The 18,972-nt window shown below is 63.5% G+C and carries 19 protein-coding genes and 1 pseudogene; 17 read left to right on the forward strand and 3 right to left on the reverse strand.

Annotation, left to right across the window (positions count from 1 at the left end):
- Nucleotides 1–140: 140 nt before the first annotated feature.
- Nucleotides 141–251: pseudogene (locus tag CBW66_RS29635) on the forward strand (IS110 family transposase); the annotation flags it as partial.
- A 33-nt stretch (nt 252–284) separates the two neighbouring features.
- Here CBW66_RS29635 and hrpA read toward each other — a convergent pair.
- Nucleotides 285–4,460 (reverse strand): ATP-dependent RNA helicase HrpA, encoded by a 4,176-nt coding sequence (gene hrpA, locus CBW66_RS27760; protein WP_170933131.1) that lies wholly within the window; start codon nt 4,458–4,460, stop codon nt 285–287.
- Between the two features lie 56 nt (nt 4,461–4,516).
- Between hrpA and argA the strand changes: the two genes are divergently transcribed.
- The gene (argA, locus tag CBW66_RS27765) at nt 4,517–5,827 is read left to right on the forward strand and encodes an amino-acid N-acetyltransferase (RefSeq protein ID WP_046685875.1); all 1,311 of its coding nucleotides are present in this window, start codon (nt 4,517–4,519) and stop codon (nt 5,825–5,827) included.
- Nucleotides 5,828–5,874: 47 nt separating this feature from the next.
- Here argA and kdsA read toward each other — a convergent pair whose 3' ends face one another.
- On the reverse strand, nt 5,875–6,720 hold the full coding sequence (kdsA, locus tag CBW66_RS27770; RefSeq protein ID WP_086140944.1) for a 3-deoxy-8-phosphooctulonate synthase: 846 nt from the start codon (nt 6,718–6,720) through the stop codon (nt 5,875–5,877).
- 241 nt (nt 6,721–6,961) lie between these two features.
- Here kdsA and CBW66_RS27775 point away from each other — a divergent pair, with 241 nt between their 5' ends.
- Entirely contained in the window at nt 6,962–7,234 is a 273-nt protein-coding gene (locus CBW66_RS27775) for an oxidative damage protection protein (protein ID WP_034750797.1), read from the forward strand.
- Nucleotides 7,235–7,415: 181 nt separating this feature from the next.
- Nucleotides 7,416–7,949, forward strand: a complete 534-nt coding sequence (locus tag CBW66_RS27780; RefSeq protein ID WP_086140945.1) for a DUF6622 family protein — start codon at nt 7,416–7,418, stop codon at nt 7,947–7,949.
- 36 nt (nt 7,950–7,985) lie between these two features.
- Here CBW66_RS27780 and rpiA read toward each other — a convergent pair whose 3' ends face one another.
- Nucleotides 7,986–8,663, reverse strand: coding sequence for a ribose-5-phosphate isomerase RpiA (rpiA, locus tag CBW66_RS27785; RefSeq protein WP_086140946.1), 678 nt, complete (start codon nt 8,661–8,663; stop codon nt 7,986–7,988).
- A 207-nt stretch (nt 8,664–8,870) separates the two neighbouring features.
- Between rpiA and CBW66_RS27790 the strand changes: the two genes are divergently transcribed.
- From CBW66_RS27790 to cpaB, 13 genes are all read left to right on the forward strand, one after another.
- On the forward strand, nt 8,871–9,239 hold the full coding sequence (locus CBW66_RS27790; RefSeq protein ID WP_086140947.1) for a response regulator: 369 nt from the start codon (nt 8,871–8,873) through the stop codon (nt 9,237–9,239).
- A 2-nt stretch (nt 9,240–9,241) separates the two neighbouring features.
- Nucleotides 9,242–9,868 (forward strand): chemotaxis protein CheC, encoded by a 627-nt coding sequence (locus CBW66_RS27795; protein WP_086140948.1) that lies wholly within the window; start codon nt 9,242–9,244, stop codon nt 9,866–9,868.
- A 5-nt stretch (nt 9,869–9,873) separates the two neighbouring features.
- Entirely contained in the window at nt 9,874–10,833 is a 960-nt protein-coding gene (locus CBW66_RS27800) for a GGDEF domain-containing protein (RefSeq protein WP_170933132.1), read from the forward strand.
- Between the two features lie 149 nt (nt 10,834–10,982).
- Entirely contained in the window at nt 10,983–12,650 is a 1,668-nt protein-coding gene (locus CBW66_RS27805) for a sensor histidine kinase (RefSeq protein WP_139841818.1), read from the forward strand.
- Nucleotides 12,647–13,348, forward strand: a complete 702-nt coding sequence (locus tag CBW66_RS27810; RefSeq protein ID WP_070222441.1) for a response regulator transcription factor — start codon at nt 12,647–12,649, stop codon at nt 13,346–13,348. The genes CBW66_RS27805 and CBW66_RS27810 overlap by 4 nt, the downstream gene beginning before the upstream one ends.
- 251 nt (nt 13,349–13,599) lie before the next feature.
- The gene (locus CBW66_RS29155) at nt 13,600–13,746 is read left to right on the forward strand and encodes a hypothetical protein (RefSeq protein WP_170933133.1); all 147 of its coding nucleotides are present in this window, start codon (nt 13,600–13,602) and stop codon (nt 13,744–13,746) included.
- Nucleotides 13,747–13,821: 75 nt separating this feature from the next.
- Nucleotides 13,822–13,995, forward strand: a complete 174-nt coding sequence (locus CBW66_RS27815; protein ID WP_070222439.1) for a Flp family type IVb pilin — start codon at nt 13,822–13,824, stop codon at nt 13,993–13,995.
- A 94-nt stretch (nt 13,996–14,089) separates the two neighbouring features.
- Entirely contained in the window at nt 14,090–14,263 is a 174-nt protein-coding gene (locus CBW66_RS27820) for a Flp family type IVb pilin (protein ID WP_071654391.1), read from the forward strand.
- On the forward strand, nt 14,260–15,330 hold the full coding sequence (locus CBW66_RS27825; RefSeq protein WP_086140951.1) for a phosphatase PAP2 family protein: 1,071 nt from the start codon (nt 14,260–14,262) through the stop codon (nt 15,328–15,330). The genes CBW66_RS27820 and CBW66_RS27825 overlap by 4 nt, the downstream gene beginning before the upstream one ends.
- Nucleotides 15,327–15,914 carry a prepilin peptidase gene (locus tag CBW66_RS27830; RefSeq protein WP_205701232.1) on the forward strand — a complete coding sequence of 196 codons (588 nt, stop codon included), beginning with the start codon at nt 15,327–15,329 and terminating at the stop codon, nt 15,912–15,914. The genes CBW66_RS27825 and CBW66_RS27830 overlap by 4 nt, the downstream gene beginning before the upstream one ends.
- A 35-nt stretch (nt 15,915–15,949) precedes the next feature.
- Nucleotides 15,950–16,570: an isoprenylcysteine carboxylmethyltransferase family protein gene (locus CBW66_RS27835; RefSeq protein WP_086140952.1), complete on the forward strand. Its 621-nt coding sequence runs from the start codon at nt 15,950–15,952 to the stop codon at nt 16,568–16,570.
- A 31-nt stretch (nt 16,571–16,601) separates the two neighbouring features.
- On the forward strand, nt 16,602–17,948 hold the full coding sequence (locus CBW66_RS27840; protein WP_205701233.1) for an ATP-binding protein: 1,347 nt from the start codon (nt 16,602–16,604) through the stop codon (nt 17,946–17,948).
- Nucleotides 17,945–18,793, forward strand: coding sequence for a Flp pilus assembly protein CpaB (cpaB, locus tag CBW66_RS27845; protein ID WP_086140953.1), 849 nt, complete (start codon nt 17,945–17,947; stop codon nt 18,791–18,793). The genes CBW66_RS27840 and cpaB overlap by 4 nt, the downstream gene beginning before the upstream one ends.
- The last annotated feature ends 179 nt before the right edge of the window (nt 18,794–18,972 follow it).

The following is an 18,972-nucleotide window of genomic DNA, read 5'->3' on the forward strand; positions in this document are numbered from 1 at the left end:
CAGCGCTTGCGTGACGCCGGCAAAGCGCCCAAGCTGATCATCGGCGCCATGATGCGCAAGCTGGTGCACATGGCATTCGGCGTGCTCAGGTCGGGAAAAATATTTGATCCGGCCTTGCACGCCAGCGCTTGCGTGACGCCGGCAAAGCGCCCAAGCTGATCATCGGCGCCATGATGCGCAAGCTGGTGCACATGGCATTCGGCGTGCTCAGGTCGGGAAAAATATTTGATCCGGCCTTGCACGCCGCTTGACGGGGATAACAGTATCTACGCTGCGACAAAAACCTACCGCTGCATCGATTCCCACACCTTTTGCAAACGCTTGGCAGAAACCGGCATCGGCGTGCGCAGTTCCTGCGCAAACAGCGACACGCGCAGTTCTTCCAGCATCCAGCGGAACTCGACCAGTTTCGGGTCCGTGTTCTTGCCGGCCTGGCGGTCCTTGGCCTGCCGCATGTACGGCGCGGCGGCCGATTGCCACTCGGCCATCAACTTGGTGTCGCGTGCGGGGTCGGCGCGCAGTTTTTCTAGGCGTACATTGATCGCCTTTAAATAACGGGGGAAATGCGCGAGCTGCGTGTACTCGTTTTCCGTCAGGAAGCGTTTATGCACGAGTCCCTGCAGCTGCGCCTGGATATCGCTGGCCGCCGCTGCGGGAATGTTTTGCAGCCGCTTCGGCAAGCCGTGGAATTCCGTCAGCACTTGCGACAGCAAACGGGCGATTTCATTGACCAGCAAGACCAGGCGCGACTTGCCTTCCGCCTGGCGCTTGGCGAACGAGGCGGCGTCCAGCGGCAGCGGATCTTGCAGACAGGCGATGTCGAGCGCCTTGTTGATGATTTGCTCGCGCAACTCTTCCTGCGACCCCAGGGCCATGAATTGCATGCCCATCTGCTGCAAGCCGGGAATGCTCTTCTCGACGTACTTGATCTGTTCCTTCATTTGCAGCGCAAATAAACGGCGCAAACCGACCTTGTGCGTGCGGGCGGCCACGGTCGGGTCGTCAAACACTTCCAGGTCGCAATGCGTGCCCTTGTCGACGAGGGCCGGGAAACCGATCAGTGTCAGCTTGCCCTGCACGATTTCTAGCAGCTCCGGCAATTCGCCAAAGGTCCAGGCCGTCAAGCCCATGTGCTGCGACACGGTGGCATTGTTTGACGCCGGCGCGGCCGCAGTCGCTGCGCCCTTGCCTGCTGCAACTGTAGCGCCCTGCGCCTGCGCCTGCAGCCGCGACGCCACTTGCGCGCCCGCCACCTTGGCACCGGGCGTGCCCGTGCCCGAGACGCCCGACACTTCGGCCAGCTTCTGGAAACTCTGGCGCGCCTGGCCGCCGAATTCCGCCTGCAGAGTGGCCAGGTTGCGGCCCATGTCCAGCTGGCGGCCATGCTCGTCGATCACCTTGAAATTCATGAAGTGATGGGCAGGCAGGGTTTCCGGCTTGAAGTCCGTCGTCAGCACATTGATCGTGATCTGCGTGCGGATATCGAGGATGATGGCATCGATCAGATCGCCGCGGCCGAACACGCCCGCTTCATGCACGCGCTCGCAGAATTTCGCCGCGTAATCAGGCAGCGGCACGCAGTGGCGGCGCAGCTTTTGCGGCAAGGATTTTAATAGCAAATGCACTTTTTCCTTCAGCATGCCCGGCACCAGCCATTCGCAGCGCTCGCGCGGCAACTGGTTCAAGGCATACAGCGGCACGCTCAAGGTCACGCCATCGCGCACGCTGCCCGGCTCGAAGTGATACGTCAGGCCCATTTCCAGGCCCGTCACCGACATGGTTTTCGGGAACAGGTCCGTCGTCACGCCGGCCGCCTCGTGGCGCATCAGCTCTTCGCGGTTCAAATACAGCAGCTTCGGATTGTCGCGCGTGGCGTCCTTGTGCCATTTCTCGAAACCGGCGCCATTGCACACATCCGCCGGCAGCAGCTTGTCGTAGAAGGCGGCGATCAGCTCATCGTCGACCAGCACGTCGAGACGGCGCGATTTGTGTTCGAGGTTTTCGATGTCCTTGATCAGTTTATGGTTGTGCGCGAAGAACGGCGCGCGCGTGTCGAAGTCGCCGCCGACGAGCGCGTCGCGGATGAAGATTTCACGCGCTTCCGGCAAGTTGAAATTGCCGTAATTGATGCGGCGCTGGCTGTACACCACCAGGCCGTACAGGGTCGCCCGTTCCGACGCCGTCACCTGCGCCGAACGTTTTTCCCAGCGCGGCTCGCCCCACGATTTCTTCAGCAGGTGCAGGCCCACTTTTTCCAGCCACTCGGGCTCGATCCTGGCCACGCAGCGCGCGTACAGCCGCGTCGTGTCGACCAGTTCGGCCGCCATGATCCACTTGCCCGGCTTTTTCAGCAGCGAGGAACCGGGCCAGATGTGGAACTTGATGCCGCGCGCGCCCAGGTAGCCGGCGCCCGGCTCGTCCTCGCCCTTGAAACCGATATTGCCCAGCAAGCCGGTCAGCAAGGCCATGTGCAGATTGTCGTAGGTGGCCGGCGCTTCGTTCAATCGCCAGCCCTGTTCCTTGACGATGGTCAGCAGCTGTGAATGCACGTCGCGCCATTCGCGCAAGCGCATCTGCGACAGGAAATTCGTGCGGCAATTGTCCTGCAGCTGGCGGTTGGTCTTCTTGTGCTCGATGGCGGACTCGAACCAGCGCCAGATTTTCAAATAGCTCAAGAATTCCGACTTTTCATCGGCAAACTTCTTGTGCGCCTCGTCGGCCGCCTGCTGGTGTTCCATCGGGCGGTCGCGCGGGTCTTGCACGGACAGGGCCGAGGCGACGATCAGCACTTCCGTCAGACACGCGTTATCGAGCGCGGCCAGGATCATGCGGCCCACGCGCGGGTCCAGCGGCAGCTTGGCCAGCTTGTTGCCCAGCGGCGTGAGTTTATTGACTTCATCGACGGCGCCGAGTTCCTGCAGCAATTGATAACCGTCGGCGATGGCGCGCGCCAGCGGCGGCTCGATGAAGGGGAAGGTTTCCACGTCCGTCAGGTGCAGCGACTTCATGCGCAGGATCACGGCCGCCAGCGAGGAGCGCAGGATTTCCGGCTCCGTGAACTTGGGCCGCAGCAGATAATCCTGCTCTTCATACAAACGGATGCACACGCCGTCGGCCACGCGGCCGCAACGGCCGGCGCGCTGGTTGGCGGCCGACTGGGCGATCGGCTCGACCTGCAGCTGTTCCACCTTGTTGCGGTAGCTATAGCGTTTCACCCTCGCCAGGCCCGCGTCGACCACGTAGCGGATGCCGGGCACCGTCAGCGAGGTTTCCGCCACGTTGGTGGCCAGCACGATGCGGCGCGCGTTGCTGGTTTTAAACACGCGCTCCTGCTCCTCGGCCGACAGGCGCGCGAACAGGGGCAGGATTTCCACGTGCGGCGGATGGTGCTTGCGCAGCGCTTCGGCGCAGTCGCGGATTTCGCGCTCGCCCGGCAGGAACACCAGCACGTCGCCCGAGCCGATGCGGCACAGCTCTTCCACGCCATCGACGACGGCGTCCATCAGGTCGCGCTTTTCGCGCGCGGCGGCGGTGCGCTGGCCGGGTTTGTCAGGGTTGGCGGCGCCCGGCATGGCCACCTGCTCGCGCTCGACGGGGCGGTAGCGCACTTCCACCTGGTACAACCGGCCCGACACTTCGATCACGGGCGCCGGCTTTTCCGGCGTGCCGAAATGGCGCGCGAAACGCTCGGCATCGATGGTGGCCGAGGTGATGATGATTTTCAGGTCGGGCCGGCGCGGCAGCAGCTGCTTCAGATAGCCAAGCAGGAAGTCGATGTTCAGGCTGCGTTCATGCGCTTCATCGATGATGATGGTGTCGTAGTTTTTCAACAACGGGTCGGTCTGCGTCTCGGCCAGCAGAATACCGTCCGTCATCAGCTTGACGGACGCGCCACGGCTCAGGGTGTCGTTAAAGCGCACCTTGAAGCCCACGGTTTCGCCCAAGGGCGTGCCCAGTTCCTGCGCGATGCGCTTGGCCGTCGACGAGGCGGCGATGCGGCGCGGCTGCGTGTGGCCAATCATGCCCTTCTGTCCGCGTCCCAGCTCCAGGCAAATCTTCGGCAACTGCGTCGTCTTGCCGGAACCCGTCTCGCCCGAGACGATGATGACCTGGTTTTCCGTCAAGGCCTTGGCGATTTCCTCGCGCCGGCCCGAGACGGGCAAGTCTTCCGGATACGTGATCGGTGGCAGCGGATTGCGGAAGGCTTTTTCCGCCTCGCGCGCGGCGCGGGCCGCATCCCGGCTTTCACGGCTTTCCTGGCCCTCGCGCGGCGGACGCGGCGCGCGCTGCTGCTGTTGCTGTTTCTGCTGTTCCGCGCGCGGCGGCTGCTGCCTTTGCTGGCTCACGGGCGGGCGTGACCGGCCCTGCGCAGGCGTGGCGGCGGGCGCGGCAACACCCCCGCTGGCGGGCACATTTGCAACGGTGGAAGGAGGGGAAGACTTATTGCTGGCTGAAGACATTGTTTTTTACAGGTATTTTAAGCGCGCACATCGCGCAGCGAATTATAATGCGCTTAATGGAAAACCCTACCCAATTCGTCCAATGGCTGCGCTCAGTCGCGCCCTACATCCACGCCTTTCGCGGCAAGACCTTCGTGGTCGCCTTCCCCGGTGAACTCGTCAGCGCCGGGGCGCTGCAGGTGCTGGCCCATGATTTGTCCCTGCTGCATGCGCTGGACATCAATGTCACCGTCGTCTACGGCTCGCGGCCGCAGGTGGCGGAACAGCTGGCCTTGCGTAACGTCGAAGGCCGCTTCCACAATGGCGTGCGCATCACCGACATCGCCGCGCTGGAATGCGCGAAGGAAGCGGCCGGCGAGCTGCGCCTCGATATCGAGGCCGCGTTCAGCCAGGGCTTGCCGAACACGCCGATGTCGCATGCGGCCATCCGTATCATTTCAGGCAACTTCATCACGGCGCGCCCGCTGGGCGTGATCGATGGCGTGGACCTGGAACTGACGGGCATCACGCGCAAGGTCGACGCCGAAACCATCCATTCCATCCTCGGTTCGGACGGCCTGGTGCTGCTCTCGCCGCTGGGCTTCTCGCCCACGGGCGAAGCGTTCAATCTCACCATGGAAGACGTGGCCTGCAGCGCCGCCATCGCCCTGCACGCGGATAAACTGATCTTTATTACCGAAACGCCGATGATGGAAGACGCCACGGGCGTGGAAATCCGCGAACTGTCGTCGCACCAGGCCGAAGCCGTGCTGATGGCCGGCTTCCTGCCCGACGCCACGGCGTTTTATCTGAAGCATTGCGTCAAGGCTTGCCACAACGGCGTCGAGCGCTCGCACATCGTGCCCTTCTCGATGGACGGCTCGGCCCTGCTGGAATTGTTTACCCATGATGGCGTGGGCACGATGATCAGCCATGAAAACCTGGAAAGCCTGCGCCAGGCCACCATCGAAGACGTGGGCGGCATCATCAAGCTGATCGAGCCGCTGGAAGCGGACGGCACTTTGGTGAAGCGGGGCCGCGAGCTGATCGAACGCGAAATCGATTATTTCTCCGTCATCGAGCATGACGGCGTGATCTTCGGCTGCGCCGCCCTGTACCCGTTCCCCGCGCAAAAGATGGCGGAAATGGCCTGTTTGACGGTCAACCCGGAAGTGCAAGCCCAGGGCGACGGCGAGCGCATCCTGAAACACATGGAAAACCGCGCGCGCGCCGCCGGCCTGAACAAGCTGTTCGTGCTGACCACGCGCACCTCGCACTGGTTCAAGAAGCGGGGCTTCGTGCCGGCCACCGTCGACGATTTGCCGAAGGACCGCCAGCATATGTATAACTGGCAGCGTAAATCGCAAGTGTTAATTAAAACCCTGTAACACTGAAAAAGCCCGGCATGCCGGGCTTTTTCTTTACTTAAATACCGTTACTTGATATTCAGCGGCGCAAACGATTTCACCAGGTCATCCAGCGCCTTCAATTGCGCCAGGAACGGTTCCAGCTGGGCCAAAGGCAAGGCGCTGGGGCCGTCGCAGCGGGCATTGTCCGGGTCCGGATGGGCTTCCAGGAACAGGCCGGCGATGCCGACGGCCAGGCCGGCGCGGGCCAGGTCGGCCACTTGCTGGCGGCGGCCGCCCGAAGCGGCGCCGCCGGGATCGCGCTGCTGCAGGGCGTGGGTGACGTCGAAGATGATGGGCAGGTCGTCGCAGGTCTTTTTCATGACGCCAAAGCCCAGCATGTCGACCACCAGGTTGTCATAGCCGAGGCAAGTGCCGCGGTCGCACAGGATCAATTGATCGTTGCCCGCTTCCTTGAATTTCTCGACGATATTGGCCATCTGGCCAGGGCTGAGGAATTGCGGCTTCTTGATGTTGATGACTTTACCCGTTTTCGCCAGGGCCACGACCAGGTCCGTCTGGCGCGCCAGGAAGGCAGGCAATTGCAGCACGTCGACCACTTCGGCCACCTGCTGCGCCTGCCATGGCTCATGCACGTCGGTAATCACGGGTACGCCGAACGCCGCCTTGACGTCCTGGAAGATGCGCATGCCTTCTTCCAGGCCCGGTCCCCGGTAGGAATGGATCGAGGAACGGTTGGCCTTGTCGAAGCTGGCCTTGAACACATAGGGAATGCCCAGTTTTTGCGTCACGCGCACATATTCTTCGCAGGCGCGCATGGCCAGATCGCGCGATTCGAGCACGTTGATGCCGCCAAACAGCGCGAAGCTGCCGGTATTGCTGACATCGATGCCATGGACTTTCACTGAGGTCATAGGGATTCCATATTGGTTAATTATTACTTAGTTATTACTTCATTATTACTATTTGCTTGGACGAGGCGCAGCCAGCGGCTGGCGCGATAAGGCATCTTACTAGCTAGGGCGGCGCAGATCAAATTTGATCCAGCGCAAGGGCGCGGCAAACGGCGTGTCGCCAGGCCGCGACGGCCCCGCGAGGGCAGGCGCAAAGTGCCTTATAATCACGCTTTATCTCTATACTGATTCAGGAGCACAGATGGCCCGCACGATCCACTGCATCAAACTCAACAAGGAAGCCGAAGGACTGGATTTCCCGCCGTACCCGGGCGAACTGGGCAAGAAGATTTACGAATCCGTGTCGAAGGAAGCGTGGGCTGCCTGGCTCAAGCACCAGACCATGCTGGTCAATGAAAACCGCTTGAACCTGGCCGACGCGCGCGCCCGCAAATACCTGGCCACGCAGATGGAAAAGCATTTCTTCGGCGATGGCGCCGATGCGGCCATGGGTTATGTCCCGCCAACCGAGTAAGTCTTTCACTACTCTCGCCCGTGGCCGCCGCGTCACGGGCTGTTTCATCCCCTCCCCCGTTTCACGCCGCCTGACGCTGCTTCACGGCTGACCTTCCCCGTTTCGTCGCACCCCGCTCGCCGCCCGTGCCGCCGGCTGGCACAGTACGTCCATCGACAACCTCACTCCAAAGGCGGACACCATGTTGCAGCACATCTTCAGCCACACTCCCCTCTACGTCTGGGCCATCCTGGGCTTTCTCGTCTACCGGGGCGTGCTGGCCAGCCGCGCGCGCGAAGTGAGCTTGCGCAAGCTGTGCATCATTCCCCTGGTCATGCTGGCCCTGTCCTTGAGCGGCGTGCATGGCAGCTTCGGCCTGGCCGGCATCGCGTCGTTCGCCTGGGGCGCCGGCGCACTGGCCGGCGCGGCGCTGGCATGGTCGTTGACCAGGACAGACACCATCGTCGCCATACCCGCGCGGGCCAGCGTGCAGCGCCCCGGAAGCTGGGTGCCGTTGATGTTGATGATGAGCATCTTCTGCATGAAATATGCGGTGGCCGTGACCCTGGCGATCGCGCCGACCTATGCCCATGCGACCGGCTTTATCGTGCCCGTCTGCCTCGCCTATGGCTGCTTCAGCGGCATCTTCCTCGGCGGCTTGCTGCGCACCGTGGCCGTATATCGCCAGGCGCGCCAGGCACACATGACAAGCGGCCCGCAAGGGGCCGCCGTGTAAGACAAGTACAAATGCCGGCGAACGCCGGCTATCACCTTAGTACGCCAAGGTACGCACGCCTTCCGGCATGCCCAGCAGGCAGACATTCGCGCCGCGCACGGCGAACAGGCCGACGGCGATGACGCCGACGATCTGGTTGATCTGCTGTTCCAGCGCCACCGGGTCGGCAATCTGCAAGCCCAGCACGTCGATGATCTCGCCGCCGTTGTCGGTGATGAAGGCTTCGGTGCCGCCGGCCTTCAAGCGCAAGCGGGGCGTGCCGCCCAGCGCGGCCAGCTGGCGCGAGACGGCGGCGCGCGCCATCGGCACCACTTCCACCGGCAGCGGGAAGGCGCCCAAGGTTTCCACCAGCTTGGAGCCGTCGGCGATGCAGACGAACTGTGTCGCGACGGATGCGACAATCTTTTCGCGCGTCAATGCCGCGCCGCCGCCCTTGATCATGGCGCCGCTGGCCGTGATCTCATCGGCACCATCGATGTAGACGGCGATCGACTCGACGTCGTTCAGGTCGAAGACAGGAATACCATGACCGGCCAGGCGCGCTGCCGTCGCTTCGGACGACGCGACCGTCCCCTTGATGCGGTCCTTGATCTTGGCCAGTTCATCGATGAAAAAATTGGCGGTGGAACCGGTGCCGACACCGATGATTTCACCGTCCACCACATAGTTAATGGCGGCGCGGGCTACGGCTTGCTTCAATTCGTCTTGGGTCATGGCAAAAAAAGGCTAAAGTGAGGAATCCCGCTATTTTAACGGATTGCCCGCCCGGCCAGCCGGCCATGATGACGGACCAGGCGATGGAATACAACAGGCAAGCGGGAAAACTTTGCCCCAAGGCAATTCCCAGCCAATTCCTCTCTATGCCCTCTAAAATATGCGAAAATGCCACGATTGACCGATATGACGTTTCAGGAATAGCCAATGAATCACAGTAAACAGGTACTTGTTGTCGATGACAGCCGGGTTTCACGTTTGATGTCGCATCAGTTCATCCTCAGCAAACATGCAGACTGGCAAGTGTTTGAGGCGGCGACGGGTGAAGAAGCCCTGGAAAAAGTCAAGACAGTCAACCCTGTGCTGATATTACTGGATGTCAATATGCCCGGCATGGGCGGCGTGGCGGCGGCGGAACAATTGCGTGCGCTGTGTCCGCAAACGCACATCGTTCTCGTCACCGCGAATGTGCAAAACGCCATCCGCAACCGCGCCAGTGAAATGAAAGTCGGCTTCATGGAAAAACCGATCACGGAAACCCGTATCCACCAGCTGATCGAGTCACTGGGACTGTGAGCATGGTCAATCTCTCCGAACTGGAAAACGATGCCCTCGTGGAGATATTCAACATCGGGGTAGGCCATGCGGCTGCCGCGATGAGCGAGATCGTCAATGAAGAAGTCACGATGTCGGTGCCATCGATCACTTTCCTGAACCGTGCCGACGCGGCCGCCCTGCTGGGCAGCAAGAAGGATGGCGAACGCATCTGCGGCGTCAGCCAGCACTACGATGGCGCTTTCGCCACCGAAGCCATCCTGATGTTTCCTGAAGATAAAAGCCTGGAAATCGTGCGCCTGATGGTGGGCGACGCCATGCCGCTGCAGGAACTGACGGAGATGGAACAGGAGGCGATGAGCGAGATCGGCAACATCATCCTCAATTCCTGCGTCGGGACTTTGGCCAACCTGTTCGACAGCGAACTGCATGGCTCGCTGCCCCTGTACCACGTGGGCACCAGCACGGAAATCCTGTCTTCGTTCGGCGGCCACGATGACGAGGCCGTCGTGCTGATGCTGCATATCGACTTCGTGCTGTCCAAGCACCAGATCCACGGTTATGTGGCATTCGTGCTCGACCTGTCCGCCCTGCACGACCTGAAGCAGCAGATCAGCCACTATCTGGCCAAGGTCCTGGGACAGGCGTGACGATCATGCCGGATGCCTTACACCGACTCGCCCTGCTCGAGAGCATACTCGGTGCCGTCAACCTGGGCGCCATCGTGCTCGACGAGCAGCACCGCATCGTGCTGTGGAACCACTGGATGGCGCGCCACTCGGCATGCCAGGCCGACGCCGTGCTGGGCCAGGACTTCTTCACCGTCTATCCCGAACTGCGCCACAAGCGCATCGATTCGGCCATCACCCAGGCCCTGCGCGACAATTTCCAGTCGCTGCTGTCGCAAACCCTGCACAAGGCGCCGTTTCCCCTGTACACGCATGGCGCGACCGAAGGCCGCGAGCGCATGCAGCAGGCGATCGCCGTCACACCGATCAATTTGCCCGATTCGCCGCGCCACTGCCTGATCCAGATCAATGATGTCACCATCGCCGTGGGCCGCGAAAAGCTGCTGCGCGAACAAACCATGGTCCTGCGTTCGCAAACCTTTGCCGACGGCTTGACGGGCATCGCCAACCGCCGCCACTTCGACGTGGCGATCGAGAAGGAAATGCGGCGCGCCATACGCACGGGCAGCCCCCTGTCGCTGCTGATGATCGATATCGATCACTTCAAGGATTACAACGACCATTACGGCCACCAGCAAGGTGATGATTGCCTGATCCGCGTGGCGGCCGAACTGGCCGCCATGCTGCAGCGCCCCACAGACTTGCTGGCGCGCTATGGCGGCGAGGAATTTGCCGCCATCCTGCCCGACACGGACGCGGCGCAGGCGCTGCGCATGGCCGAGGTAATCCGCCAGCACGCGGCCGGACTGCGCATCCCGCATGCCAAAACGGGCAATGAGGTCAAGCACATCACGGTCAGCATCGGCATCGCCACCCAGCACCCGCAGCAGCAGCCGACCATCTCCGCCCTGATCGGCGCCGCCGACCGCGCCCTGTACCTGGCCAAGGGCGCCGGGCGCAACCGCGTGATGGTGCAGCCGCTGTAAAAAAAGCAACGCAGAGCAAAGGATTCCAGTAGACATCTTTATGGCGGGTGCGTAGACTCGTCAGTGATTGCAGCAACAATAACAAGAATTTATCTGTGGTATCTATCCCTGCGCATGGCTCACCATGCGGGACACGGCCAGGAGCGCTTGTGAATCTCGATCCTCCCCTCAGATCCGGCTTGCCGGGTGCCGGCATGGATACGACCATGGTCAACGGCATGCGCCTGCTGCTGTCGAGCGCTACCTTGCTGACCCTGTTCGTCGACCCCGAAAGCGCCGGCAAGCTGAGCAAGATTACCTGGCTGATCTTTTCCGCCTACACCATGCACAGCCTGCTGCTCTACGTGCTGGCCGTGCTGGGCTTCAGCCTGCCCCAGGACATCTTGCTGTACTGGCTCGACGTGGCCTGGTATGCGCTGATCGTGTTTTCCACCAGCAGCCACAACAATTTATTCTTCCTGTTTTTTTTCTTTGCCATCCTGACCTCGTCGTTCCAGCGGGGCTTCGAGGAAGGCGCGCGCGTGACCCTGGCCTCGGCCGGCCTGTTCGCCGCCACGGCCCTGTTCGGCGAATCGGATGCGGAGCTGTCGCGCCTGCTGCTGCGTACCACCTTCCTGCTGGCGCTCGGCTACATGATCGCCTACTGGGGCGGTTCGGCCATCACGCAGCGCAGCCACCTGGCCTTGCTGCGCGATGTCAGCCAGCTGTCCAATCCGCGCTTCGGCGTCGATCAGACCATTACCTCCGTACTGGAAAAAACCCGCAGTTATTTCAACGGCCGCAGCTGCCTGCTGATCATGCAGGACAAGGGCACGCGAGTCTGGTCGCTGCGCAGCGTGCTGCAAACGGCAACGGGCGTCGTGCACACCAGCTCGCTCCTCAGCGATGACGCGGCCAGTCCTCTGCTTGCTTTCCCGCACGATAAAATCGCCTTGTACAACCAGCCCGCAGGCCGCTGGCTGCCGTGGACAGGCGGCGCGCGCATGCTCGATCCCGACAGCGGACGCTGGCTGCGGCACGACGACGCGGCAGGCGACCGCCTGGCCGAGCTACTCGAAGCGCACGCCTTCATCAGCGCACCGCTGCCCCTGCGCAATGGCAAGGGCCGCATCTTTATCGTCTCCGCCACCAGCATGAGCAAGACGGACGCCCTGTTTCTCAGTCATATCGGCGCGCAGGCGTTTCCCGTCATTGAAAACATCGACCTGCTCGACCGCCTGGCGTCGCAGGCGGCCTCGCGCGAGCGCGAAAAGATCGCCCGCGACCTGCATGACACGGCCGTGCAGCCGTATATCGGCTTGCGCCACGGCCTGGCGGCCCTGCGCAACGAAGCCACGCCCGGCAACCCGCTGCTGCCCGAACTGGAAAAACTGATCATCATGTCGGGCCAGGTGATCGCCGACCTGCGCAGCTACGCGCGCACGTTCAAGAACGGCCAGGTGCAAAGCGAGCCGGAACTGCTGGTCGCGCTGCGCCGCCAGGCCACGCAGATCCGCGAATTCTATGGCATCGACATCGCCCTGCAAATCGAAGGCGACCTGCACATCAACGACCGCCTGGCGGCCGAGGTATTCCAGATCGTCAACGAAGGCATGAGCAATATCCGCAAGCATACGTCGGCGCGCCACGGCGCCGTCAAGCTGACCTGCGTGCAGGGCGCGCTGCACATCAGCATCGACAACGAATGCGCGGCCGCGCACGTCCCCGATTTTCTGCCCGACTCGCTGGCCGAGCGGGCAGCCGCCCTGGGCGGCACGGCCCGCGTCACGCATGGCATGCTGGGCAATACCTCCGTGCAGATCGAGATCCCCATATGAACGACTTACGCTACACGCCCCCGGCCAGCCATGTCATCAGCGTCATGCTGGTGGACGATCACAAGACCATGCTGTGGGGCCTGGAGCGGCTGATCGGCGGCGAGCACTCGGGCATGCGCGTGGTCGCCACGGCGTCCGACAGCGCCGAGGCGCTGGAGCAGGCGAAGGCGCTGCAACCGGATGTGATCGTGCTGGACCTGGACCTGGGCGGCATCAGTTCGCTGGCCATCCTGCCCGCGCTGGCGCAGTGCGGCAGCACGCGCGTGCTGGTGCTGACGGCCAGCCACGACCAGGCCGTCCTGGACCAGACGGTGCTGAAAGGCGCGCGCGGCATCGTCAGCAAGGATGCGCCGGCGGAGATGGTGCTGAAAGCCATCGAAAAGGTATACCAGGGCGAGCTGTGGCTGGAACACGCGATGCTGGGACGCATGCTGACGCAGCTGACGCAGCCCGGCGGCGGCTCGGCGCAAGCCATCGCCATCGCCAGCCTGACCCTCAAGGAAAGAAAGATCATCGCCGCGCTGGTGCACGGCAGCGGCACGCCGGCCAAGCTGCTGGCGGACCAGCTGTTTATCTCCGAGCACACCTTGCGCAACCACCTGACGTCGATCTACCGCAAGCTGGGCGTGTACAACCGCCTGGAATTGTACGCCTACGCCACCAAGCACCAGCTGGGCCAATTGCCGCCCGGCGCCTGACACCGCTGCCCCCCGGCACGGCCGCTGCCCGGCCGCGCACTCCCTTCCGCCCCCCTTCGCCAGCCACCGGCGCGGCCTGCCCCCCTGCGCCCGCGCGCCAGACTCGACCATGACAATTGTCACGAAAAAAACAAGCAATTCCTCCTTGCAATAAAAGGATGTTCTTCTGATGTAGATCAAGGTGCCAACTTCTATAGTGGATTTACCGGAGTGCAGATCACCGCGCTACCCACCACGACACGGAGCACAGCATGCGCTTTGACAAGTTTTTTCCGACAGCCCTGATCACCTATTTGCAGGGCAAGGAAAAGGCCGCGTTCTACCGCTATGCCCTGGTCGCGGCCCTCATGGCGGTGGTCTGCATCATCGGACTGCTGGCACTGGGCGAGAGTCCATGAGAGCGTAGCAACAGGAAGAAGCACCGCCATGCCGTTTTACCCACCGCCGTACCTTAACCACCACCAGGAGTTGTCATGAACCTCATCAAAAACTTTATCCGCGAAGAAGATGGCGTCACCGCAATCGAATATGGCCTGATCGCCGCCCTGATTGCCGTGGTGATCATCGCCGCCATCACCATCGTCGGCACGCAGCTGAAAAAAACCTTCAGCACCATCGGCACCAAGCTGACCACCGCCAATGCCTGACGCGGTGCCGTCCGGGCCGGCCCAGCGCCAGCCCGGACTACGCTTCCCCATATTCCCGGCACGCCCACCTTGATACCGCCTAGCGAGGCCCATCGTGAAATCTCTCTTCAGCCGTTTATCCGACGAGTCCGCCGTTACAGCGATCGAATACGCGTTGCTGGCGGGCCTGATCGCGGCAGTGCTGGTGGTCACGATCACCGTGCTGGGCGACCAGGTCAAGCTGCTGTTTGTCTACGTCAAGGACCAAGTGGTCCTGGCCCTGTCATGAACACCCTGCGCGCCTCGCTGCGCACCCACCGCGCCCTGCTGCTGATCGTGCTGCTGTACGCCGCCGCCGCGACCTTGCTGGCCGGCGGCCTGCCCAGCGCATCGGAGATCCTCAACGTGCTGGCCGGCTTCTTCGTGGCCATCCTCACGGGTCCCGTCTTCATCCTGTGCGGCTATACCATCCACGTCATGGTGATGAAACGCCCGCACCGCCTGTGCCACTATCTGTACCACGATCTGCGCCGCTACCTGAGCAACGAACGTCTGCTGCACGCGCTGCCGGCCATGCTGCTGATTCCCGTCTTCGCCTCCAGCTTCACCGTCTTCAAGGGCGCCATTCCGCGCCTGCACCCCTACACCTGGGATGCCACCCTGTCCGCCTGGGACCTCGCGCTGCATGGCGGCATGGCCCCGTGGGAAAGGCTGCAGCCGCTGCTGGGCCACCCGCTCGTCACGGGCTTGCTCAACTTCAGCTACCATTTCTGGTTCTTCCTGTTCTACGCCATCCTGTACTGGCTGATCCTCGACACGCGCCGCCCGCTGCTGCGCATGCAGTTCCTGCTCAGCTTTGCGCTGACCTGGATCGCCCTGGGCAGCATCCTGGCCGTGCTGTTTGCCTCGGTCGGCCCCTGCTACTACGGCCACCTGCACACCAGCGACCCGTATGCGCCGCTGATGGCCTACCTGCATGACGCCAACCAGCACGTTCCCGTCTGGGCCCTGCAGGTGCAGGACATGCTGTGGCAAGGCTATCAAAGCAAGGGCGCGAACGGCGAACTGGGGATCTCCGCCATGCCCAGCATGCATGTGGCCACCGCCGTGCTGATGGCCATCACGGGCTGGAAGGTCAGCCGCGCCGCAGGGATCGCCTTGTCCGCCTTCGCCGTGCTGATCCTGCTCGGCTCCATCCACCTGGGCTGGCACTACGCCGTCGACGGCTATGTCGGTGCGGCCGGCGCTGCACTGGTATGGCATCTGGTAGGACGTGCCCTGGGCAGCCAGGCCGCGGCGCCGGCCATGCACATGGCCACGGCGCCCTGCATGAGCAAGGAAGGACTGACGTCATGAACGCCCACCTGCCCATGCTGCTGTGCCTGGCCGTGCTGGCCACCCTGCTCGCCGCCGCCCTGTGGCACGACCTGCGCACGCGCCGCATCCCGAACCGGCTGGTGCTGTGGGGCACGCTGACGGGGCTGATCCTCAACGGCTTCGTGCCATCGGGCGCCGGCCTGTTCGACGCCTCCTTCGGCGGCCTGGGACTGCTGCAGGCGCTGGCCGGCGCCGCCGCCGGACTGGCCCTGCTGCTGCCCATGTATCTGCTGCGCGCCCTGGGTGCCGGCGATGTCAAGCTGATGGCCATGTGCGGCGCTTTCCTCGGTCCCGACGCCGTGCTCGAAGCGGCCCTGCTGACCTTCCTGTGCGGCGGCGTGCTGGCCCTGGCCGCCGCGCTGGCCGGCCAGCGCCTGCGCCAGGTGCTGAAAAACACCTATCACATGATGCTGGGCGCGCTGCTGCACAGCCTGGCCGGCGGCGCCGCCACGATCGCCGAACCGCCGCCGGCCACCGGCAAGCTGGCTTACGCCTTCGCCATCGCCAGCGGTACCGGCTTGCAGATCTTCCTGCAGTACACCCACCTGTGGAGTCTGCGCTGAAACGCGCCGCCTGCCCGCCACGCTAGGACACGACCATGGACACTCTCGCCACCCTCTGCCACTCGCGCCACGCCAGCCTGTTCACCAGCATCGCCATGGCTTGCCTGTGGACGTTCTTCGCCAGCGCACACGTGGTGGGATTCCTGCACAGCGGCGACTGGAGCTATCTGCTGTTCTGCGCCGCCGAAACCCTGGCCGCCCTGTTCTTCATCGTGCGTTCGGCCCCCGTCAGCGTCTCGACCGATGCGGGCGACTGGCTGCTGGCCATCGGCGCCACCTTCGCCCCCTTCCTGCTGTCCCCGTCCGACATGGCCATCTGGCCCGGCGCGCGCTACCTGCTGGCCGTCGGCAGCCTGCTGCAGATCGCCGGCCTGCTGTCGCTGAACCGCAGCTTCGGCCTGGTGGCGGCGCAGCGCGAGATCAAGACGGGCGGCGTCTACCGCGTGATACGCCATCCGCTGTATGCCAGCTATCTGATTTCCCTGAGCGGCTACCTGCTGGCCAACACCTCGCCCGCCAACGCCGTTATCTATGTCGCGACGATGGGCATGATGGTGATGCGTCTGCTGCGCGAAGAGCGTTTCCTGTGCGCCGACGTGCGCTATCGCGTCTACATGCGCCAGGTGAAGTACCGCCTGCTGCCCTTCATCTTCTGATATCCGGCCAACCGAGCGAGGAGTAACCATCATGCCTGACACCTATCCAGAACGCAGCGACGGCGGCGGCGTCGAACCGGCGGCCAAGCGCGCGCCACGCACGGTCGAGGAAACGGGATTGCCCTTCCTGTTCCTGGTCGAACTGCTGGTCAAGATACTCTTCCTGCGCGGCCAGATCGGCCTGCCCGCCCTGTCGACGCACGTGAAACTGGGCGCCGGCGTGCTCGAACCGCTGCTCGCCTTCATGCGCGCCGAAAAGCTGTGCGAAGCGCGCCGCAACGGCGGCAGCGGCACCGACGCCGACCTGTATTACCTGCTGGGCGACCAGGGCCGCCTGCGCGCCGCCGAATACATGCGCCGCAACGCCTACAGCGGTCCCGCCCCCGTCACCTTGTCCGATTACAGCAACCAGGTGCTGGCGCAAAGCGTGGCCGATATGCATGTCACGCGCGACGACGTGCAGCGCGAATTCCGCAACGTGGTGGCCAGTTCGGCCGTGCTCGACCAGCTAGGCGCGGCCATGAATTCCGGGCGCGCCCTGTTCTTCCACGGCCCCGCCGGCAGCGGCAAGAGCTATCTGGCCGAGCGCCTGAACGGCTTGCTCAGCGGCGCCATCGCCCTGCCCCATGCCGTGATGGTAGATGGCGAAGTGCTACCCTTCCTCGACCCCATGCTGCACACCCTGTCGAGCAAAGGCCCGGTGCCGTCCGATCCCCGCTGGGTGCGCGCCGAACGGCCCGCCGTGCTGACGGGCGGCGAACTGACGCTCGACATGCTGGACCTGCAGTTCGACCAGGGCACCCGCCTGTACCAGGCGCCGCCGCACCTGAAGGCCAACAACGGCATCTTCATCATCGACGATCTGGGCCGCCAGCGCTGCTCGCCCGTGGAACTGATGAACCGCTGGATCGTGCCGATGGCGCGCCACATCGATTACCTGTCGCTGCATACGGGCTACAAATTCCCCGTGCCCTTCGACGTCATCGTCGTGTTCTCGTCGAACCTGGCGCCGCAGCAGCTGGCCGACGACTCCTTCCTGCGCCGCATCGGCTACAAGATCCATGTGGGTCCCCTGAGCGCCTACCATTACCTGGCCGTGTTCCGCAGCACCTGCGCCCAGCTGGGCATCAATTTCGACGAAGCCTCGTACACCTACCTGCTGCACCTGCATAGCCTCTACAAGCGGCCCTTGCTCGCCTGCTATCCGCGCGACATCCTCGCGCAGGTCTGCGACCAGGCGCGTTATGAAGACCACCCGGCGCAACTGTCTCCGGAAGTCCTGTTCTGGGCATGGCAAAACTACTTCGGCAGCGATAACGACCTCGCAAGCACACACACCGGACCGGCAGCGGTCCAGCACAAAGGGGAAGCAAAATGAGAAACGCACGCGCTCTGACGATGATGGCCATTGCGGTCATCCTGGCGTTCGCCGCGGTCATCGTGGCCGCGCGCTGGATCAATGCCCAAGCCTCGGGCAACATCAACAAGGTGGCCGTGGCCCAGGTCGACATCAGCCTGGGGGCGCGTCTGACGCCCGACATGGTGCGCATGGTCGACTGGCCATCGAACGCGCTGCCGCCGGGCGCCATCAACGATCCGAAACTGCTGGAAACGCGCGTCACGCGCACCAGCATCCAGCACGGCGAACCGATCATGGAAGGCAAGCTGGCGCCTCCCGGCACGCAAGGCGGCCTGTCGGCCGTCGTCGCCGAGGGCAAGCGCGCCATGACCGTGCGCGTCAACGACGTGGTGGGCGTGGCCGGCTTCGCCCTGCCCGGCAACTTCGTCGACATTCTCGTCAATACCCAGGGCGAAGGGGCCCGCAAGACGCCGGACCGCGATCCGAACATTTCCAAGATCGTGCTCGAACGCATCCTCGTGCTGGCCATCGCCCAGGAATCGAGCCGCGACGACACCAAGCCCAAGGTGGTCAACGCCGTGACCCTGGAGCTGACGCCGGATCAGGCTGAAAAACTCGACCTGGCGCGCAGCGTGGGCACCCTGTCGCTGGTGCTGCGCAACCAGGTCGAGGACAAGCCCGTCAACACGGAAGGCGCCACCAAGTCCAGCTTGCTCGATGAAAAGGTCGCCATGGCCGCCCCCGCCGCCATGGTGCAAGCCAAGCCGCTGCCACGCCGCCGTCCCGCCGCCGCCCCCGTGCCACAGTCCGGTCCGCGCGTCGATGTCATCAAGGGGCTGGAACGCAGCTCCCAACAATTCTAACCTGCACCAGAGGAGTCACGCCATGAGCACATATTGCACAGCAAGCGGAAGCCGGGTACTCAGCCTGGCGCTTGCCCTCGCCATGATCGGCGCCCTGGCGCCCCAGGCACGCGGCGAACCCGTCGCCGCTGCCGCCACCGCCGCCGGCGCCGACACGGGCGCCGCCAGGAGCAATCGGG

This window comes from Janthinobacterium sp. GW456P, assembly GCF_002127655.1.
Classification (GTDB): domain Bacteria; phylum Pseudomonadota; class Gammaproteobacteria; order Burkholderiales; family Burkholderiaceae_D; genus Janthinobacterium.